We start from the raw sequence: 15,845 nt of genomic DNA, 5'->3' as shown, positions 1-15,845 counted from the left end.
ACGCGGCAAGGATACCCGCGCCACGCCAAAAGTGCGAGACGGACCGCGCGGCTCGTCTCGCGTTCAATGCGTCGTTTCGGTCCGGACCTCGGCCTCGCGGGACGCCGGCGGCGGGGTGCGCGGCGACGCCGCCAGCGCCCCGATGCTGCGGCGCGTACGCACGAGTTCGGCAAGCTGCCACGAACCGAGCGCGAGGCAGCCGAACAGCACCTCGCGGCCGCGCTTGACCAGCGCGAGCGACAGCGCCGCTTCGCGGTCGACGCCGAACATCTGCGCGAGCAGCACGACGGTCGCCTCCTGCACGCCGAGGCCGCCCGGCACCATGAACGCCGCATGCCGCACGGCCTGCGTCATCGCCTCGATCGCGATGGCGCCGCCGATCGACACCGGATGACCGAGCAGCGCGAGCGCCCAGTAGATTTCGAGCGAGCCGAGCACGTAGCCGGCCAGCTGCCAGAAGAATGCGCTGAACAGCAGGCCCGTGCGCGACATCAGCGCGTCGATGTCGCCATCGAGCCGCCGGCCGTCGACGCCCTGCAGCAACCGGTGCGAATCGCCGAGCAGACGCCCCGCGAACCGCTCGATCGCATGGAACACGCCGCCGCGACGCATCAGCACGACGCCGAGCACCGGCAGCGGCAACGTGAGCAGCAGCGCGAGGCCGATCGTGCCGCCGCCCATGTCGTGCGTGGTCGCCAGCAGCAGCACGAGGCCGAGCGCGGCGAACGCATACTGGACGACGATCGTCACCAGCACCTCGACGATCACCGACGCGGTCACGCGGCTCGCGTCGGGCACCTGCCAGCGCGCCATCCGGATCCCGACCAGCTCGCCGCCGATCCCGACCACGGGCAGCAGCCGGTTCACGGCCTCGCGCACGGTCGCGATCCACCACAGGAACGACAGCGACGCGCGACGATCGAGCAGCTGATGCCACGCGTACGCGTCGAGCAGCAGCGGCAGCGCGTGAAACGGCACGAGCCACAGCAGCGCGTAACCCGCGTGCCCGAGCATCCGCGACACGTCGCCGATGCCCTCGTGCAGCCCCAGCGCGAGCAGGATCCCGACGCCGATCGGCCAGCCGAGCCATTTGATCCACTTGGTCATGACGGCTGTGCCCCCGGTTCGCGCGACGTCCGCGCGCCGCGGTGCGCGGCTGCCTGGCCGAACACGTCCGCAAACCCGCCGGTCGCGACGCCGGCCGCCTTCAGCGCGGCCGCGACGCGCGGCGACAGCAGAGCGTCCAGCTCGTCGAGCGGACGGTAAGCGGCCATCGTCGGCGTGATCGGGCCATCGCCGGCCTCGGCCGGATGGCAGTAGATCTCGCCGACACCCGGCGGCAGCGATGCGAGCGCGTCGAGCAGCACGGCTTCGTCCATCGCGCCCGTATGTTCGATCCCGACCACGTAGTCGTTGTGCGCGAGCCCGGCGCGCTCGAGCCGCGCGCGCACGAGCGCGATCCACGGCTTGAGCAGCGCGGGCGCGCTCGTTTCGTACGGCAAGCGCACCGCGCGCAGCCCGTAGTCGCGGCCGATCTCGATGATCATCGACAGCACGGTCGGATGCAGGTGGAAATGCTTGTGCGCGTTCACGTGGTCGAGCGGCAGGCCGCTCGCCGCGAACGCGTCGAACTGCGCGCGGATTTCGCGGCGCAGCTGCGCACGCACGTGCGGCAGGAAGAAGAAGCGACAGCCGTCCTTCGCCATCGCATCGCCGAACCGCCCGTCGGGGCCGACGAGCGCGGGTATTTCATGCGCGGGCAGCGTGGCCGGGCCGTCCGCGAGCACCAGATGCAGGCCGACCGCGAGCGACGGCAGCCGCCGCGCGCGGTCGATCGCATCCTGCGCGGCCGGCGCGCCGACCATCAGGCTCGCGGCGTTCAGCACGCCGTCGCGATGCGCGCGCTCGACCGCCGCGTTCACGCGCGGGTGCAGCCCGAAATCGTCCGCGGTGAAGATCAGCGCCCGCGCTGCCCGCTGCGTCGTCACGAATCAGGCCTCGTGCGCGCGCAGGAAGCGGAAGAACTCGACACCTTCGCGCAGACGGCGCTTCATCATGTCCCAGCTCGTCAGCATCTCGCGAACGATTTCCCAGATCTTCGACGGACGGAAGTAGAACTGGCGATAGAACTGCTCGAGGTGGTGATAAATCTCGTCGCGCGACAGGTGCGCATAGCCGATCGCCGCGAGCTGCACGCCTTCCTTGCTCACCAGGTTGATGGTCTTGTTCTCTTCCATCCAGCCGTTCTCGACGGCCTGCTTGTACAGCGTCGTGCCCGGATACGGCGCGGCGAGCGACACCTGGATCGTGTGCGGATTGATTTCCTTCGCGTACTCGATCGTCTTCTTGATGGTTTCCTGCGTCTCGCCCGGCAGGCCGAGGATGAAGGTGCCGTGGATCTTGATGCCGAGCTTCTTGCAGTCCGCGCTGAAGCGGCGCGCGAAATCGGTGCGCACGCCCTTCTTGATGTTCACGAGGATCTGGTCGTCGCCGGATTCGAAGCCGACCAGCAGCAGGCGCAGGCCGTTTTCCTTCATGACCTTCAGCGTCTTGTACGGCACGTTCGCCTTCGCGTTGCACGACCACGTCATGCCGAGCTTGCCCAGGCCGACGGCGATGGCTTCGGCGCGCGGCAGGTCGTCGGTGAAGGTGTCGTCGTCGAACATCAGTTCCTTCACTTCCGGCATGTTGTCGCGGATCCACTTCGCTTCCGCGAGCACGTTCTCGACCGAGCGCGTGCGGTAGCGATGGCCGCTGACCGTCTGCGGCCACAGGCAGAAGGTGCAGCGCGACTTGCAGCCGCGGCCCGTGTAGATCGATACGTACGGATAGTTCAGGTAGCCGATGAAGTAGTTGTCGATCTTCAGGTCGCGCTTGTAGACGGGCGCGACGAACGGCAGTTCGTCCATGTTCTCGAGGATCGGCCGCGCTTCGTTGTGCTCGATCGAGCCGTCCTTCGCGCGCCAGCTCAAGCCCTTGATCTGCGGGAACGGCATGCCTTCGGCGATTTCCTTGCACGTGAAGTCGAATTCCTCGCGGCACACGAAGTCGATTGCCTCGCTCGCCGTGAGCGAATTGTGCGGATCGACCATCACCTTCGCGCCCACCATGCCGACCAGCAGCGACGGCTTCATCTTCTTGAGATCCTGCGCGAACATCGCATCGGTCGGAAACGACGGCGTGCTCGTGTGGATGATCACGAGGTCGTAGTCGTTCGCGATCTTCAGCGTCTCTTCGACCGACAGGCCGTCGGCCGGCGCGTCGACGACGCGGCTGCCCGGCACGAGCGCGGCCGGCTGCGCAAGCCACGTCGGATACCAGAAGGAACGGATTTCGCGCTTCGCCTGGTAGCGCGAACCGGCTCCGCCGTCAAAGCCATCATAAGAAGGGGCCTGCAAGAACAGCGTTTTCATGAATGCTCCGGTAGCCTGCATAGTTCGATTCGTTTCAACGATTCAGTCAATCACCCGCGGGCCGCCCTGCCGGCGCCCGCTGCCCTGTCATGTCGCGTCGCGCGGCGTGGCCGCGCGGCGCGTCTCGGCCCTCGGGCCGGATTCGGTCGGCAGCGGGTTCGCCGCTGCTCCCGGATGTCTTGCGCCGCCGACATGCGTCAGCGGCCGTCGCCGCCTTCCACCGCTGCCGTCGCGCGCTCGCCGCCGACGACCGTCATCCTCGCGCCGCGCCACACGACGTGCGTGCCGAACACGGCCGCGAGCCATTCGAGCGCGAGCAGCGTGTCGCGCACCGCAACGAGCGGCAGGTCGCGCCAGAACGCGCGCCAGCCATCCTCGCCGCGCGCGTGCAGCACGAGCCGCCCGAACGCGCCCACGACAGCCGCCCCGCCGGCCAGCGTGCCGGCGAAGGTGCCGTCGAGCCGCAGCGCGAGCGCCGCGCCGATCGCGAGCCACGGCGCGGTAAACGTGATGAACAGGAACGCGAAGCCGCCCGGGTTCAGCGAACGGATCGTGCGCAGCCAGCGCGTCTCGCGGTGCCAGAGCGGCCCGAACGACGGCTCGATCACGTCGGTCGCGACATCGACCTCCGACAGCACGGTGCGCCGCCCGAGGCGGCGCGGCAGCTCGGCGAGCCAGAAATCGTCGGCCAGCTCGTCCTTCAGCGCGAGAAAACCGCCGATCCGCTCGAGCGTGTCGCGCGTGAGCGCGAGCGTCGCGCCGAAACCGAAGCGGCTGGAGCGGCCGAGGTACGTAATCCGCACCGACGGCGCGAACCACGCGTCGACGAACTGCGCGCCGATGCGCGTCCAGAACCCGCCGACGCTGCGCGCATGATACAGGCACGTGACGACGCCGACGGACGCATCGGCGAGCGGCGCCGTCACGCGTTCGAGGTAGTCCGGCTTCACCGCGATGTCGCTGTCCGCGATCACGATGCGGTCGTACTTCGCGCGCTCGGCGAGATTGATCAGGTTGCTGACCTTCAGGTTCTTGCCGTGCACGCGCGCGTCGATCACGAGCGTGATGTCGCATTCCGGATAGTCCGCCCGCAGCCGCTCGACGACCGCGATGGCCGGATCGGCTGCCGACGCGACGCCGAACAGCACTTCATGACGCGGATGGCGCTGTTCGCAGAACGTCGCGAGGTTCTCGTACAGGTGCGGCTCCGCGCCGCACAGCGGCTTGAGCACGCTGACGGGCTCGAAACCGTCGCGCGCGGCGGTGCGCGGCGTGCGCGGCCCCGGCGCGAACGCCGCGAGGAGCGCGTAGCCGGCCGCGGCCAGCACAGACACGACGAGGAGCCAGTCGAGCAGTGTGACGGTCGGCGTCATGCGCGACGCCTCCCGCCGACCCGGGCGCCATGGCAGTCGATCGAACCTGATTGAACGTGATTGTGTATTCCGACAGCAACGAACGCGGGCACGACCCGACTCCTTGTTCCGGCAGCGTCAATGTATTGGGGTGGCACACCCATTCCCCGAACGCGGCCATGCCCGGTTTCACGTGGCGCATCGACGCGCCAAGCGCGGACGGGATACGGGAAGACTCGAATGGCAGCGTCGGCACAACATGGACAGGCGGCGGATTTTAGCAGCCCGCGCCCCCCCGCGCTTGGGCACCGCGCGAAACGGACTGGTGCGATTCCCGCAAAGCTGCGCTGCCGATCGAACCCTTCGGCACCGCCACACTCACATTAGCGTAAGCGCTTTGCAGGCGTATTGCAGCCTTTGAAATCAAACGATTCGTGCAAATTTGTACGTCGATGCGAAGACATGTCCAATCGCCGTAAAGATTGGTAATTATTTGGAGATTAGGTCGATTTTTGCAACGATCATATCAATCCGCCTTGCGCCCCTGAAAGGCGCATGGGTATCCGCGCGGCGCCAGCGCGTTCCGGAACCCTTTGGCAAAATCGTCGACATCTGTTGCGCACGCGCATCACTGCGCCCCTCCCTTTCGAAGGCCACCCGATGACTCCGTTTTCCGTACTCGATCTTGCCCCCATTCCCGACGGCGCCGATGCCGCACAGGCTTTCCGCAACACCGTCGATCTCGCGCAGCACGCGGAGCGCCTCGGCTATCAGCGCTACTGGCTGGCCGAGCATCACAACATGCCCGGCATCGCCAGCGCGGCGACCGCGGTCGTGATCGGCCACGTCGCCGGCGCCACGAAGACGATCCGTGTCGGCTCGGGCGGGATCATGCTGCCGAACCACGCGCCGCTCGTGATCGCCGAGCAGTTCGGGACGCTCGCGTCGCTGTATCCGGGACGCATCGACCTCGGCCTCGGCCGCGCGCCCGGCACCGACCAGACGACGTCGCGCGCGCTGCGCCGCGACCTGATCGGCAGCGCCGACTCGTTTCCGGACGACGTCACCGAGCTGCAGCGCTACTTTGCCGAGCCGGTGTCCGGCCAGCGCGTGCGCGCGGTGCCCGGCGCGGGGCTCGAGGTGCCCGTGTGGCTGCTGGGCTCGAGCCTCTTCAGCGCGCAGCTTGCCGCGATGCTGGGGCTGCCGTTCGCGTTCGCGTCGCACTTCGCGCCCGACTACCTGATGCGCGCGCTCGAACTCTATCGCGCGCAATACCGGCCGTCGGCCGCGTGGCCGAAGCCGCATGCGATGGTCGGGGTCAACGTGTTCGCGGCCGACACCGACGACGAGGCGCGGCGCCTGTTCACGTCGCTGCAGCAGCAGTTCATCAACCTGCGCCGCGGCACGCCCGGCAAGCTGCCGCCGCCCGTCGACGTGCTCGAGGCGAGCGAGTTCGAACTCGCGAACGTCGCGCATGCGCTGTCGTTCGCGGCCGTCGGCTCGCGCGACACGGTGCGCGACAAGCTGCGCGACCGGATCGCGCAGACGGGCGCGGACGAGTTGATCATCACCGCGCAGATCTTCGATCACGCGGCGCGCGTGCGCTCGTTCGAGCTGGCCGCGCAGATCCGCGACGAACTCGCGAGCGAAGCCCGCTGACCGGCCGGCGCGCGCGCCGTCGCGTCACTGCGGGCGCACCGCCTCCAGCCCGTCGAGCAGCGCCTTGTGGAACGCGTCCGGATCCTGGATCTGCGGCGCGTGCCCGAGCGCCGGGAATTCGACGAGCTGCGCGCCGGGGATCGCCGCCTGCGTGCGCTTCGCGAGTTCCGGGTAATGGCCGAGCTTCGCGTGCACGTCGGGCGGCGCGACGTCCTTGCCGATCGCGGTCGTGTCCTTGTCGCCGATCAGCAGCAGTGTCGGCACGCGAATCGCGCCGAGTTCGTAGACCACCGGCTGCGTGAGGATCATGTCGTAGATCAGCGCGGAATTCCACGCGACCGCGTCGCGGCCCGGGCCGCGATACATGCCGGCGAGCATCTGCACCCAGCGCTCGTACGACGGCGACCACTTGCCCGCGTAATAGGTCGACTGCTCGTAGCGGCGGATGCCGTCCGCCGTCGTCTTCAGTTCGCGCGCATACCAGTAGTCGACCGACAACGGCGGCACGCCGAGCGCCTTCCAGTCCTCCAGGCCGATCGGGTTCACCAGCACGAGCTGGTCGGTCGCCTTCGGATACATCAGCGCATAGCGCATCGCGAGCATCCCGCCCGTCGAATGGCCGACGATCGTCGCCGATTTCACGCCGATCGACTCGAGCAGCGCATGCGTGTTGTGCGCGAGCTGCTGGAAGCTGTACTGGTAGCGATCGGGCTTCGACGACTTGCAGAAGCCGATCTGGTCCGGCGCGACCACGCGATAGCCGGCGCGGCTCAACACGCCGATCGTGTCTTCCCAGGTCCCCGCGCAGAAGTTCTTCCCGTGCAGCAACACGACGGTGCGGCCGTTCGGATGGGCCGGCTGCACGTCCATGTACATCATCTCGAGGGTTTCGCGCTGCGACACGAACGCGTAGCGGTGCACCGGCTCCGGATACGCGAAGCCTTCCAGGCGCGGGCCGTATACGGGCCCGTCGTTGCCGGCGCTCGCCGGGACAGTGGCCGCGAAGGCCGGCGCGCACGCGGCGGCGACACCCGCGCCGAGCACGGCCGCGCGGACAAGGGACAACATCTTGCAAATCGAAAGCATGGCGATCACGGTAAGGGGAAATGCACGCGGGCAGCCGGACGGCTCCGCCGCCCCGCGATTCTACGCGGTCGGTTGACGACGGCGCGCAACACTCGATGGCCGCGCGACTTCCGCGCGCGCGATGAACTCGGGTATCGTGTGACGTGACCCCTGAAACGCGTGCAGGCGAATACCCATGAAAAACGTCCTCAGCATTCAGTCGCACGTCATCTACGGACACGCCGGCAACAGCGCGGCCGTGTTCCCGATGCAGCGCCTCGGCGTCAACGTCTGGCCGCTCAACACCGTCCAGCTGTCGAACCACATGCAGTACGGCCACTGGGCCGGCAGCGCGATCGACGCCGCGAAGATGGAACAGCTCGTCGACGGCGTCGCCGCGATCGGCGCGCTCAAGCGCTGCGACGCGGTGCTGTCCGGCTTCGTCGGCTCGCCGGCGCAGGCGCGCGCAACGGTCGAGATCGTGCGCACCGTGAAGACGATGAACCCGAATGCGTGGTACTTCTGCGATCCGGCGATGGGCCAGACGGGCGGCATCCGGCCCGAGCCCGGCGTCGAGGAGTTCATCGTCCAGGAAATGCCGGCGCTCGCCGACGGCATGTCGCCGAACCACACCGAACTGCAGAAGCTCGCCGGGCGGCGCATCGAGACCGTCGCGGAAGCCGTCGACGCGTGCCGCGCGCTGATCCGCCGCGGCCCGAAGATCATCCTCGTCAAGCACCTGCACGACCGCAACAGCCCGGCCGACCGCTTCAACATGCTCGCCGTCACCGAAACCGAAGCGTGGATCGGCCAGCGTCCGCTGTATGCGTTTCCGCGGCATCCGGTCGGCGTCGGCGACCTCACCAGTGCGATCTTCGTCGCGCGCCGGCTGCGCGGCGACTCGGTGCGCGCCGCATTCGAGCACACGCTGGCAGCCGTGCATGCGGTCGTGAAGGCGACCTACGACGCGCGCCGCTACGAGCTCGAACTCGTCGCCGCGCAGGATGAAATCGCGCGCCCGAGCGAATGGTTCGGCGCGTGGGTGACCGACGCCTGACGCGTCCGTTTCACTCGTTTCACCGGCGTGCGATGCGCGCCGCCCCGCCGCTCCACCACCGCCCCTTCTCACGCACGCTCGTCGGCGCAACGCCGGCCGAGGCTCGCCCGGACCGCGCATGCAAACGTTTCCGGACTTCACATGAATGACACCGAATCCTCGCTATGCTCGCGGCGGCACGACCAGCGCAGCCGCATCCTGCGCCCCGGACGCGCTCACATTCTTCGCATGTTCCGCCAATCGGCTCCCTCCTTTACCGCACGATAACGACCATGACCCGATCGAACCGTCGTGACTTCCTGCGCGTCGCCGCCGGCACTGCCGGCGCTGCCGCGCTGAACCTGTTCCCGCCCGTGATCCGCGATGCGCTCGCCATTCCCGCGAACCGCCGTACCGGCACGATCCGCGACATCGAACACATCGTGATCCTGATGCAGGAGAATCGCTCGTTCGACCATTACTTCGGCACGATGCGCGGTGTCCGCGGCTTCGGCGACCCGCGCCCGCTGCGTCTCGCGACCGGCAAGCCGGTGTTCCATCAGCCGGTCGGCCCGGCCGAACTCCTGCCGTTCCATCCGGGCGCGGACAAGCTCGGGCTGCAGTTCCTGCAGGATCTGCCGCACGGCTGGCAGGACATGCACGCCGCCTGGAACAAGGGCCGCTACGACCAGTGGGTGCCGAACAAGGGCACCACGACGATGGCGTACCTGAAGCGCGACGACATCCCGTTCCACTACCAGCTCGCCGACGCGTTCACGATCTGCGACGCGTACCACTGCGCGATCCCGAGCTCGACCGACCCGAACCGCTACTACATGTGGACCGGCTACGTCGGCAACGACGGCACGGGCGGCGGCCCGGTGCTCGGCAACGAGGAAAAGGGCTATGGCTGGACGACCTATCCGGAAGTGCTCGAACAGGCCGGCGTGTCGTGGAAGATCTACCAGGACGTCGGCACCGGGCTCGACGCGAACGGCTCGTGGGGCTGGACGCAGAATCCGTACATCGGCAACTACGGCGACAACTCGCTGCTGTACTTCAACCAGTACCGCAATGCGCTGCCCGGCACACCGCTGTACGACAAGGCGCGCACCGGCACCAACATCAGCGCCGGCGGCACGCTGTTCGACGTGCTGCAGCAGGACGTGAAGAACGGCACGCTGCCGCAGGTATCGTGGATCTGCGCGCCGGAAGCGTACTCGGAGCACCCGAACTGGCCGGCGAACTACGGCGCGTGGTACATCGAGCAGGTGCTGCAGGTGCTCGTGTCGAACCCGGACGTGTGGAGCAAGACCGCGCTCTTCATCACCTACGACGAGAACGACGGTTTCTTCGACCACGTGCCGCCGCCGTTCGCGCCGCAATCGCGCGACAACGGGCTGTCGACGGTCGCGACCACCAACGAGGTGTTCGCCGGCGACGCAACGCACATGGCCGGCCCGTACGGGCTCGGGCCGCGCGTACCGATGCTCGTCGTGTCGCCGTGGACCAAGGGCGGCTGGGTCTGCTCGCAGACGTTCGATCACACGTCGCTGCTGCAATTCATCGAGGCACGGTTCGGCGCGCAGTATCCGGTCACGGCCGCGAACGTGTCGCCGTGGCGCCGCGCGGTGTGCGGCGACCTGACGGCCGCATTCGACTTCGCGACGTCCGACGCCGCATGGCCGACGCTGCCCGACACGACCGGCTACGCGCCGCCCGACCGCGCACGCCACCCCGACTACATCCCGGTGCCGCCGGTGCTGCAGAAGCTGCCGAAACAGGAGGCCGGGCTGCGGCCGGCGCGCGCGCTGCCGTACGAGCTGTTCGTGCACGGTCGCGTCGAAGCCGCGAACGGCCAGTTCCGGCTGACCTTCGCGAACACGGGCCGCGCGGGCGCGTCGTTCCAGGTGCAGTCGCGCAACCGCCTCGACGGCCCGTGGACGTACACGGTCGAAGCCGGCAAGCGGATCGACGACACGTGGAGCGCCGCGGCGTCGCTCGGCCTGTATGACCTCGACGTGTACGGCCCGAACGGCTTCTACTGCCATTTCCGCGGCCCGTTCGCGACCGGCGTCGGCAGCGCGAACGTGAACCCGGAGGTGATCTACGGCTACGACGTCGCGAACGGCAACGTCACGCTGCGCCTGATGAATCGCGGCCACAAGGCCGTCCGGCTCAAGGTGACGAACGCGTACGGTCACGGCGGCGCGCGCACCTTCAACCTCGCGCCGGGCGCACAGATCGACGACTACTGGGATCTGCGCGGCAGCCACGGCTGGTACGACCTGACGGTCAGCGACGGCCGGCTGCTCGGCTTCGTGCGCCGCTTCGCGGGCCACGTCGAGACCGGCCGCCCGAGCACGAGCGACCCGCTGATCCGCACGAACGCGTCGCACGACGACATCGAAGCAGCGTCGGACGCCCTGTCCGACTGACGACGGCGCGGATGCGGCGCGGCCCCGGGTGGCCGCGCCGCCCGCACGCCCCCTCCCGTCCGTTCGTGACGGGAAACTCCCGATACCGGCCGCCCGCGCACGCGCGGAAGCTATGCGCAAATCCGCAGCGAATGCGCGGTAAATTGCCAAGACCCGTGCATATCGGCGACCTATATATCGAGGCGATCGGGGTTCCTCACGGAGCCTGACGGGAGATTCTTCCGGGAATCCATCATGCCGACCTCCCCGCCCGATTCAGAGAAGCGGTCGAACCGCCCGCCCGTCGCACGCGCCCGGCCTGCCGGATGTGTGCGGTACCCACCCGCTGGTGTCGAACAATAGGAAAGAACATGAAATTCCGTCATTCCCTGCTGTCGGTGTCGGTCGTATCCGCGCTTACCCTCCTCTCGCAGCAAGTCGCCCAGGCCGCCGACACGACCGACGTGAAGGTCGGTTTCGCCGCGCCGCTCACCGGCGTGAACGCCGGCTACGGCAAGGATCTCCAGAACGGCGTGCAGCTCGCGCTCGACGACGCCGTCGCGCAGAAGGTGGCGATCGCCGGCAAGCCCGCGAAATTCAACCTCGTCGTGCAGGACGACCAGGCCGATCCGCGCATCGGCGTGCAGGCCGCGCAGGCGCTCGTCGACCAGAACGTGTCGGTGGTGATCGGCCACTTCAATTCAGGCACGACGATTCCGGCGTCGGTGGTCTACGACAAGGCCGGCGTCCCCGTGATCGACCCGGCCGCGACCAACCCGACGCTCACGTCGCGCGGGCTCGCGAACATGTTCATGGTGATCGCGACCGACGGGCAGAACGCGGGCAACGCGGGCAAATACGCGGTCGACGTGACGAAGGCGAAACGCATCGCGATCATCGACGACCGCACCGCGTTCGGCCAGGGCGAGGCCGACGAGTTCGAGAAGGCCGTGAAGGCGGCGGGCGGCAACATCATCGACCGCGAGTTCACCAGCAACCAGGCGGTGGACTTCCGCGCGCAGATCACGAACCTGAAGGGGAAGAGTCCGGACCTGATCTTCTTCGGCGGCCTCGATTCGCTCGCCGCGAACTTCATCAAGCAGATGCGCCAGCTCGGGCTGAACGCGCAATTCGTCGGCGGCGGCGGCGTGAAGGACAACGAGTTCATCAAGATCGCCGGACCGGCGGCCGAAGGCGCGATGGCGTGGGAATACGGGCGTCCGCTCGACGAACTGCCGCAGGGCAAGGATTTCGAGCAGCGTTTCAAGAAGCGCTTCGGCGTCGACGTGCTGTCGTACGCGCAGTTCGGCTATGACGCGACCTGGGCCGCGATCAAGGCGATGCAGGCCGCCAACTCGACCGATCCGAAGGTCTACCGCCCGGCGCTGAAGAAGATCGACTTCGAGGGCATCACCGGCCGCATCTCGTTCGCGAACGACGGCTCGCTGAAGAGCGGGATGTCGACGCTGTATCAGGTGAAGAACGGTGCGTGGAAGACCATCGTGACGAAGGGGGGCTGATCGGGCCTACCCGGCGCGCCGGGCGACCGGGGCCGGCGGCGGCGAACGCCGTCCGGCCCTCTGCGCACGCGGGCCGTGAACGCGCGACACGACACGCATGCGGAAAGATCGGCGCACGTGGCACCGACCTTGTATGACAACTGATGTTGAAGATGCTCAGCCGCAGCCGGCCGGCCGCGGCCGCACGAGCGTCGCCGCAGGCCGTGTCGCCATTGCCGGCCGCGGGTCAGCCGGCCTGCGTGTCGCGCTCCACCTCGGCCGCTTCATGCGCGCGGCGCAGCCGCTCGCGGCTGTTGGTCAGGTGCGTGCGCATCGCGGCACGCGCGGCTTCCGGGTCGTGACGCGCGATCGCCTCGTAGATGTCCTCGTGCTCGTGATTGAGCCGGCCGACATAACGCTCGAGATCGTCGCCGGCGAAGCGCGCCGAATTCACGCGCGTGCGCGGAATGATCGACGCGCCGAGCTGCGTCATGATGTCGACGAAATAGCGGTTGCCGGTGGACTGCGCGATCTGCAGATGGAACTGGAAGTCGAGCTGAGCCGTGTCGCGGCCGCCGCCCGCCCCCGACGCGATCGCGTCGAGCGCGCGCCGCAATGCGGCGAGGTCGGTGTCGTTCGCGCGCTGCGCGGCGAGGCTCGCGCATTCGCTTTCGAGGCTGATGCGCAGCTCCAGCACCGCGAGCACGTCGCGCAACGTCGTGATGGTCGCGGGATCGATGCCGAGCGTCTGGCGGCGCGACGGCTCGAGCACGAAGCTGCCGATGCCGTGGCGCGTCTCGATGAGGCAGCTCGCCTGCATCCGCGAGATGGCTTCGCGCACGACCGTGCGGCTGACGCCCTGCGCGGCCATGACTTCGGTCTCGGTCGGCAGCTTGTCGCCGGGGCGCAGCGTGCCGTTTTCGATCTGCGCGGTCAGCGCATCGACGACATCTTGTGCGAGGCTGCGTGCGCGACGGCGCGGCGCTGCGGGAAGCGTGGGCACGGACATGAGGCCGGTTCCTTTGAATATCGTAGTAATGTGAGCCGAGGGTTTACGCGGGGTTTGAGCGAACGCCGATGATTCATTATACTGCGTCACAAGTCATCCGACGACTGATGATCGCGACACGGATCTCCTGTGACCCAGGCCGGCGCAAGCGCCAGCCGGATCCCGTGTTCACGATCGGCCAGCATTCGCGCCCGTGCGCGTCTGCCGGCTCCCGGTATCGCGGTCGATCGAAGCGCGCATTCGCGCCTGGCTCCGATCGGCCGCGCCGCCGGCATCGAGCGGGTCGCCCTCCCCCTTTCGGGTTGCCGTCGACATGCGGGGCTTGCGCGCCGCGCATGTCGGTTGTCGAATGATCGCACCTCCCGCCGCGCGCGGCAAAGATTTTGCCGCACGGCATCGCCCACTCTTTCGCCATCGCCGCCATGAACGCCGTCAACGCCTCGACTTCCCACGACACGCCGCGCATCGTCGACCTGCAAGCCATCCCCGTCGCCGGTCACGACAGCATGCTGCTCAACCTGAGCGGCGCGCACGGCCCGTTCTTCACCCGCAACCTCGTGATCCTGACGGACAGTGCGGGCCGGACCGGCGTCGGCGAGGTGCCGGGCGGCGAAAGCATCCGCCGCACGCTCGACGATGCGCGCGCGCTCGTGGTCGGCCAGCCGGTCGGCAACTACCATGCGGTGCTCAACGAGGTACGGCGCACCTTTGCCGACCGCGACGCGAGCGGCCGCGGCCTGCAGACCTTCGACCTGCGCACCACGATCCACGCGGTCACCGCGCTCGAGGCCGCGCTGCTCGACCTGCTCGGCCAGCACCTCGGCGTGCCCGTCGCCGCGCTGCTCGGCGAGGGGCAGCAGCGCGAGCACGTCGAAATGCTCGGCTACCTGTTCTACGTCGGCGATCGCACCAAGACTGCGCTGCCCTATCGCGACGGCCGCGGTGCGACCGACGACTGGACGCGCGTGCGCGACGAAGCCGCGCTCACGCCCGAGGAAGTCGTGCGTCTCGCCGAAGCCGCGCATGCGCGCTACGGGTTCAACGACTTCAAGCTGAAGGGCGGCGTGTTCGAGGGCGCTCGCGAGGTCGAGGCCGTGACGGCACTGGCGGAGCGCTTCCCGGAAGCCCGCGTGACGCTCGATCCGAACGGCGCATGGTCGCTCGACGAAGCCGTTCGGCTGTGCCGCGACCTGCACCACGTGCTCGCGTACGCGGAAGATCCATGCGGCGCGGAAAACGGCTACTCCGGCCGCGAAGTGATGGCCGAATTCCGCCGTGCGACCGGGCTGCCGACGGCCACCAACATGATCGCGACCGACTGGCGGCAGATGGGCCACGCCGTGCAGCTGCAGGCCGTCGACATCCCGCTCGCCGATCCGCACTTCTGGACGATGCAGGGCTCGGTGCGCGTCGCGCAGATGTGCCGCGACTGGGGTCTCACGTGGGGCTCGCACTCGAACAATCACTTCGACGTGTCGCTCGCGATGTTCACGCACGTCGCCGCCGCGGCGCCCGGTCAGGTCACCGCGATCGATACGCACTGGATCTGGCAGGACGGCGAAGGGCTCACGCGCGAGCCGCTGAAGATCGAGAACGGGCTGGTGGAAGTGCCGAAGCGGCCGGGCCTCGGCGTCGACCTCGACATGGAGGCGGTCGCGCGCGCGCACGAACTGTACAAGCAGCACGGGCTCGGCGCCCGCGACGACGCGGCGGCGATGCAGTATCTGATTCCGGGGTGGACGTTCAACAACAAGCGCCCCTGCCTCGTACGCTGAGCGCCGGACGAGCCGGGCGGCGGATCCGCCCGGCCACGCAGCTATGCGCGGATGCCCGCGCATGTCGACGGGCATCGGGTGGAAATGCCCGGAGAAAAACCGGGGGCCGGCCGGCTTCGGATCCGGCCGGCAACGTCTATCCGCTCGGTCCTACCCGCCTGCTCCGATCCCCCGCGCCATTCCCGATGCGGCGAACACGATGACCATGATCAGCACGGCCTGCCAATGGCCGATGCGCACATAGGTCGGCGCACGGCCGAGATCGGGCATCTGCTGTCGCCGCGCGGCGACGCGCCAACGGATCAGCCCGAGCATCGGCACGATCTCGAGCAGCAGGATCAGCACGAGCGCGGTCATCTTGATATGGAAAAGCGGCTCGTGAAGATAGTACGCGGCGCCTTTCTCGAAGCCGCCGAACGCGCGCGCGAGCCCCGTCGCGATCAACACCAGCGCGGACAATCCCCACACGGCATCGGCCTTGAATACGCCCGGCAGGTCGGCCGCCTGCACCGACGCGATGACCCGGCGCAGCGCACGGTTGCGCGCTGCGATCGCGGCGAACGCGACGCCGAACGCCATCAGATGAACGGCTGCCAGCAACCAACGGACGATCATTGCGC

12 protein-coding genes are annotated in these 15,845 nt (G+C 68.3%); 5 read left to right on the top strand and 7 right to left on the bottom strand.

The annotated features are described in order from the left end of the window. Positions 1-63: 63 nt before the first annotated feature. From DCN14_RS20285 to hpnI, 4 genes are all read right to left on the bottom strand, one after another. Positions 64-1,107, bottom strand: coding sequence for a lysylphosphatidylglycerol synthase domain-containing protein (locus DCN14_RS20285; protein ID WP_096507487.1), 1,044 nt, complete (start codon positions 1,105-1,107; stop codon positions 64-66). Then, positions 1,104-1,988 (bottom strand): hopanoid biosynthesis-associated protein HpnK, encoded by an 885-nt coding sequence (gene hpnK, locus DCN14_RS20280; RefSeq protein WP_096507488.1) that lies wholly within the window; start codon positions 1,986-1,988, stop codon positions 1,104-1,106. The genes DCN14_RS20285 and hpnK overlap by 4 nt, the downstream gene beginning before the upstream one ends. Before the next feature lie 3 nt (positions 1,989-1,991). Further along, complete coding sequence (gene hpnJ, locus DCN14_RS20275) at positions 1,992-3,434, bottom strand: hopanoid biosynthesis associated radical SAM protein HpnJ (protein ID WP_341772061.1); 1,443 nt, start codon at positions 3,432-3,434, stop codon at positions 1,992-1,994. A gap of 176 nt (positions 3,435-3,610) precedes the next feature. Further along, on the bottom strand, positions 3,611-4,786 hold the full coding sequence (gene hpnI, locus DCN14_RS20270) for a bacteriohopanetetrol glucosamine biosynthesis glycosyltransferase HpnI (RefSeq protein ID WP_096507490.1): 1,176 nt from the start codon (positions 4,784-4,786) through the stop codon (positions 3,611-3,613). Positions 4,787-5,425: 639 nt separating this feature from the next. Between hpnI and DCN14_RS20265 the strand changes: the two genes are divergently transcribed. After that, complete coding sequence (locus DCN14_RS20265; RefSeq protein WP_096507491.1) at positions 5,426-6,424, top strand: LLM class flavin-dependent oxidoreductase; 999 nt, start codon at positions 5,426-5,428, stop codon at positions 6,422-6,424. A 24-nt stretch (positions 6,425-6,448) separates the two neighbouring features. On the opposite strand, the gene DCN14_RS20260 is transcribed toward DCN14_RS20265, so the two are convergent. Then, positions 6,449-7,510: an alpha/beta hydrolase gene (locus DCN14_RS20260; RefSeq protein WP_096507584.1), complete on the bottom strand. Its 1,062-nt coding sequence runs from the start codon at positions 7,508-7,510 to the stop codon at positions 6,449-6,451. Between the two features lie 175 nt (positions 7,511-7,685). On the opposite strand from DCN14_RS20260, the gene pdxY reads away from it, so the two are divergent. From pdxY to DCN14_RS20240, 3 genes are all read left to right on the top strand, one after another. Beyond that, positions 7,686-8,546: a pyridoxal kinase PdxY gene (gene pdxY / locus DCN14_RS20255; protein ID WP_096507492.1), complete on the top strand. Its 861-nt coding sequence runs from the start codon at positions 7,686-7,688 to the stop codon at positions 8,544-8,546. A 272-nt stretch (positions 8,547-8,818) separates the two neighbouring features. Next, positions 8,819-10,963: a phospholipase C, phosphocholine-specific gene (locus DCN14_RS20250; RefSeq protein WP_096507493.1), complete on the top strand. Its 2,145-nt coding sequence runs from the start codon at positions 8,819-8,821 to the stop codon at positions 10,961-10,963. A gap of 350 nt (positions 10,964-11,313) precedes the next feature. Then, a complete protein-coding gene (locus DCN14_RS20240; protein ID WP_096507494.1) occupies positions 11,314-12,462 on the top strand; it encodes a branched-chain amino acid ABC transporter substrate-binding protein in 1,149 nt (382 codons plus the stop codon). A gap of 226 nt (positions 12,463-12,688) precedes the next feature. Here the strand turns inward: DCN14_RS20240 and DCN14_RS20235 are convergent, their stop codons facing one another. Continuing rightward, positions 12,689-13,450 (bottom strand): FadR/GntR family transcriptional regulator, encoded by a 762-nt coding sequence (locus tag DCN14_RS20235; RefSeq protein WP_096507495.1) that lies wholly within the window; start codon positions 13,448-13,450, stop codon positions 12,689-12,691. 422 nt (positions 13,451-13,872) lie between these two features. Between DCN14_RS20235 and gudD the strand changes: the two genes are divergently transcribed. After that, complete coding sequence (gene gudD, locus DCN14_RS20225; RefSeq protein ID WP_096507585.1) at positions 13,873-15,225, top strand: glucarate dehydratase; 1,353 nt, start codon at positions 13,873-13,875, stop codon at positions 15,223-15,225. Between the two features lie 150 nt (positions 15,226-15,375). On the opposite strand, the gene DCN14_RS20220 is transcribed toward gudD, so the two are convergent. Beyond that, entirely contained in the window at positions 15,376-15,840 is a 465-nt protein-coding gene (locus tag DCN14_RS20220) for a DUF2214 family protein (protein WP_096507496.1), read from the bottom strand. Positions 15,841-15,845 lie beyond the last annotated feature (5 nt).

The organism is Burkholderia sp. IDO3 (assembly GCF_003366075.1).
GTDB classification, from domain to species: domain Bacteria; phylum Pseudomonadota; class Gammaproteobacteria; order Burkholderiales; family Burkholderiaceae; genus Burkholderia; species Burkholderia anthina.
Note: the sequence above shows the minus strand (reverse complement) of the source record. Positions and strands in the feature narration are given on the sequence as shown.

What these genes read in the sequence shown, in the direction of transcription:
- DCN14_RS20285 (WP_096507487.1), bottom strand. Translation starts at nt 1,107, where the DNA reads ATGACCAAGTGGATCAAATGGCTCGGCTGGCCGATCGGCGTCGGGATC.
- hpnJ (WP_341772061.1), bottom strand. Translation starts at nt 3,434, where the DNA reads ATGCAGGCTACCGGAGCATTCATGAAAACGCTGTTCTTGCAGGCCCCT.
- hpnI (WP_096507490.1), bottom strand. Translation starts at nt 4,786, where the DNA reads ATGACGCCGACCGTCACACTGCTCGACTGGCTCCTCGTCGTGTCTGTG.
- DCN14_RS20265 (WP_096507491.1), top strand. Translation starts at nt 5,426, where the DNA reads ATGACTCCGTTTTCCGTACTCGATCTTGCCCCCATTCCCGACGGCGCC.
- DCN14_RS20260 (WP_096507584.1), bottom strand. Translation starts at nt 7,510, where the DNA reads ATGCTTTCGATTTGCAAGATGTTGTCCCTTGTCCGCGCGGCCGTGCTC.
- pdxY (WP_096507492.1), top strand. Translation starts at nt 7,686, where the DNA reads ATGAAAAACGTCCTCAGCATTCAGTCGCACGTCATCTACGGACACGCC.
- DCN14_RS20250 (WP_096507493.1), top strand. Translation starts at nt 8,819, where the DNA reads ATGACCCGATCGAACCGTCGTGACTTCCTGCGCGTCGCCGCCGGCACT.
- DCN14_RS20240 (WP_096507494.1), top strand. Translation starts at nt 11,314, where the DNA reads ATGAAATTCCGTCATTCCCTGCTGTCGGTGTCGGTCGTATCCGCGCTT.
- DCN14_RS20235 (WP_096507495.1), bottom strand. Translation starts at nt 13,450, where the DNA reads ATGTCCGTGCCCACGCTTCCCGCAGCGCCGCGCCGTCGCGCACGCAGC.
- gudD (WP_096507585.1), top strand. Translation starts at nt 13,873, where the DNA reads ATGAACGCCGTCAACGCCTCGACTTCCCACGACACGCCGCGCATCGTC.
- DCN14_RS20220 (WP_096507496.1), bottom strand. Translation starts at nt 15,840, where the DNA reads ATGATCGTCCGTTGGTTGCTGGCAGCCGTTCATCTGATGGCGTTCGGC.